Annotated in this window: 3 protein-coding genes; 2 read left to right on the forward strand and 1 reads right to left on the reverse strand. The window is 55.6% G+C overall.

Going from position 1 to position 3,666, the window contains the following annotated elements:
• Nucleotides 1-249 precede the first annotated feature (249 nt).
• The gene (tnpA, locus tag Q7U71_02545) at nt 250-687 is read right to left on the reverse strand and encodes an IS200/IS605 family transposase (protein ID MDO9390633.1); all 438 of its coding nucleotides are present in this window, start codon (nt 685-687) and stop codon (nt 250-252) included.
• A 398-nt stretch (nt 688-1,085) separates the two neighbouring features.
• On the opposite strand from tnpA, the gene Q7U71_02550 reads away from it, so the two are divergent.
• Together Q7U71_02550 and Q7U71_02555 are read left to right on the forward strand one after the other, a co-directional pair.
• Entirely contained in the window at nt 1,086-2,048 is a 963-nt protein-coding gene (locus tag Q7U71_02550; GenBank protein MDO9390634.1) for a methylenetetrahydrofolate reductase, read from the forward strand.
• Nucleotides 2,045-3,666, forward strand: a 1,622-nt coding sequence (locus Q7U71_02555) for a homocysteine S-methyltransferase family protein (protein MDO9390635.1), incomplete at its 3' end; no start/stop codon positions are given. The genes Q7U71_02550 and Q7U71_02555, both read left to right, overlap by 4 nt.

The following is a 3,666-nucleotide window of genomic DNA, read 5'->3' on the forward strand; positions in this document are numbered from 1 at the left end:
ATCAACCAGATTACTATGTAATTGTATTGCATTGACATAGGCCTTACGTTGGTTTTAAAAGTAAGATTATAATTTTAACACTTATGGGGGTTAAAGTCAAGGCTAAAACCTGCTGGAGTTTGTCTTGTGACAAAGGATTACCTACCCAGGCATAAACAAATTCATAGCCCATACGTTAACGTATGGGCTATGAAAAACAACCTATGGAAAACAACCACAAACCATGCCAATCAGGTCATTAACGGTCTTTTACCCCCATATACCACATTGTTTGTTTTTTAGCAATTCGTTGTATTCTTGCTCGAACGCTTTTGTCTTATGATGTTCTTCTTGGTTCAGGATATACCGGCGGACTGTATCCAATTGCGATTCAGCCAATGAAAACGCGCCATACCCGATCTGCCAATTGAAATGAAATTTCATCAACGCCTGTTCATTGACCCAATGAGACGATTCGCCTTTCAACAGGCTTACCACCTCGGCTATGCTGCGCTTCAAACCAAGCCCGATCAGGCAATGGACATGGTCTTCTGCCCCGTTAATGGTATCAACATAAATCCCTTCGGTTTTTGCTTTTTCCCTGATATGAAAGATCACCTTGTTCTTTATCTCTTTAGTGAGGTAGGGCAGGCGGTCTTTGGTGCTCCAGACCAGGTGGATCCATATTTTGGAATACGAATGGGGCATTTTTATTCTCCTGTGCTATCCTTAGCCCATACATTAATGTATGGGCTAAGGATTAAATAAACTGTTGTTGGACCATAGTATATAGTTTTGGCACGACAAAAACACCCAAAAACCCAGACCGTTCAAGTTTTCCCAAATATAAGCCCCCAAAGCCCATTTTATGCTTGACATAGCCGAAAGCTATATTATATTATTAGTAGTTACGCGGCATCGCTGGTTTCCGCCTTTATCTGGTTACCCCGCCTACCCCCGCCACACTTCGACTATGCTCAGTGTCCGGCGGAGTGCGGCGGACAGGCTGGTTTCCTTATAAAATCGTAACCTAATCTAAATTTTCCTGTATTCCTGGTTTCCTTATAAAAGCCCTTTAAAACCCACTTGGGAGCTCATCAAAAACCATGCACATCACCGAATACCTGCAGAACCGCAAAAAGACCCTGATCTCCCTGGAGATCACCCCGCCCGAAAAGGGCCACAGCATCCAGAGCATCTACCAGGCGGTGAACCTGCTTAAACCATACGATCCCTCGTTCATCAACGTCACCTACCACCAGCAGAGCATCGTTTACGAGGAAGTGGACGAGGTCATCCGCAAGATCCCCCGCCGCAAGAAGCCCGGCACCGTGGGCATCTGCGCGGCCCTGGCCAACAAGTACCAGATAGAGACCGTGCCCCACCTGATCTGCGGCGGGTTCAACAAGTACGAGACCGAGGACGCTTTAATAGACTTTCACTACCTGGGCTTCACCAACCTGTTCGCGCTGAGGGGCGACCCGCCGCCGGGTTTCGGCGAGTTCGAGCCGGAGAAGGACGGACACCGCTATGCCTCGGAGCTGGTGGAGCAGGCTTCCAACCTGAACAAGGGAAAATACCTGGAGGAGCTGGACGTGGCCGATCCCACCAACTTCTGCGTGGGCGTGGCCGGTTACCCCGAAAAGCACTACGAGTCCCCCAACCTGGACGAGGACATCAAGCATTTAAAGGAGAAGATCGCCGCCGGGGCCAGCTACATCATCACCCAGATGGTCTTCTCGGCCGAGATATTCAAGAACTACGTGGACCGGGTGCGGGCCGAGGGCATCGACGTTCCGGTGATCCCCGGCATCAAGGTCATCACCAGCCCCCGGCAATTGACCGCCATACCAAGAGACTTCCACGTCAACCTGCCCCAGGGCTTGGTGGAGAGAATCTTGGGCGCCAAGGACCCGGCCGCCGCCCGCACGGCCGGAGTGGACTTTGCCACCGAACTCTGCGCCGGGCTGTACCAGCAGAAGGTCCCCTGCCTCCACTTCTACACCATGGGCAGGGGCCAGGCCGTGGCCGAGGTGCTGGAAAACCTGAAACAAAAAGGGATAATATGATGAACGACCGGGAAGGTTTCTTGAACATCTCCCGCCAGAGGATCCTGATCATGGACGGTGGCATGGGCAGCCAGCTTTTTGCGGCGGGATTGAACGACGGGGATTATGGCGGCCACCCCGGCTGTCACGAGTTCCTGTGCCTCTCCCGGCCCGATGTCATCCAGAAGATACACAACGATTACCTTTCGGCCGGGGCCCAGATCATCGAGACCGACAGCTTTGGCGGAGCAAAACACATCCTGGCCGAACACGGCCTGGCCGATAGATGTTTTGAGATCAACCAGCAGGCGGCCCGGCTGGCCAAACAGGCGGCCGAACAATTTTCCAAGGCCGATGATCCAAGATACGCGGCCGGTTCCATGGGCCCGGGTTCAAAACTGCCCGGCCTGGGACAGATCTCATTTGACGAACTGGTGCAGAGCTACCTGCCCCAAGCCCAGGGCCTGCTGGCCGGCGGGGTTGACTGCTTTATAGTGGAGACCTGCCAGGACCTGCTGCAGCTGAAGGCCGCAGTCATCGCCATTGACCGGGCCATGAAGGAACAGGATCAATACCGGCCCATCATCGGCTCGGTGACCATCGACCAGAGCGGACGGACCCTGCTGGGCAGCGACATCGCCGCCGTGCTGGCCGCGCTGGAGCCCCTGCCGCTGGCCGCCATCGGCCTCAACTGCAGTCTGGGGCCAAAGGGCTTGACCGAGGCGGTCTACTACCTGGCCCGGCATTCATCAAAGCCGTTGTTCCTGATGCCCAACGCCGGCCTGCCCAAATTAGCGGACGGCCGGACGGTCTACGACCTGGAGCCCAAGGATTTTGCCGGGCAGATGAAAAGTTTTGCTTCCGCGGTGGGCCTGAACATCGCCGGCGGCTGCTGCGGAACCACGCCGGAGCACATCCGGGAGCTGGCTTCGGCCTTAAAGGACATCCCGGCCCGAAAGCCCCTGGAAACCAGGACGGCCCGGATCTCCTCGCTCTACCAGTCCCAGGACATCAGCACCGAGCCCAAGCCGCTGATCATCGGGGAGCGGACCAATGTCACCGGCAGCAAGCTTTTCAGGGAATGCCTGCAAAAGGACGACTACGAAGGCATGATGAAGGTGGCTTTGGACCAGCAGGCCGAGCAGTCCCACGCCATAGACCTTTCCCTGGCGGCGGCCGGACGGCAGGAGGTTCTGGATTACCAGGTCTTCTGCTCCATGCTCAACACCCGGCTCCAGCTGCCGGTGATGATAGACTCCACCAGCCCCCAGGTGGTGGAAGAAGCGTTAAAGCGCCTGGCCGGGCGCTGCATCGTCAACTCGGTAAATCTGGAGGACGGGGGGAAAAGGGCCAGGGAAACCTTCGAGCTTTGCCGGCAGTACGGCGCGGCCGTGGTCTGTCTGACCATTGACGAGCAGGGCCTGGCCGACACAGCGGATAAGAAGATCGTCGTGGCCCAAAGACTGCATGCCATGGCCCTGGAATGCGGACTAGCGGAACAGGACCTGCTGTTTGACTTCCTGACCTTCAGCCTGGGCAGCGGGGACGAATCGCTGAAGAACGCCGGCAAGGAGACATTGGACGCCATCGCCAAGATCAAGTCCCAATTCCCAGGCTCCTTCACCGTCCTGGGCATCAG

This window comes from bacterium, assembly GCA_030655055.1.
In the GTDB taxonomy this organism is placed as follows: Bacteria; Edwardsbacteria; AC1; order AC1; family EtOH8; genus UBA5202.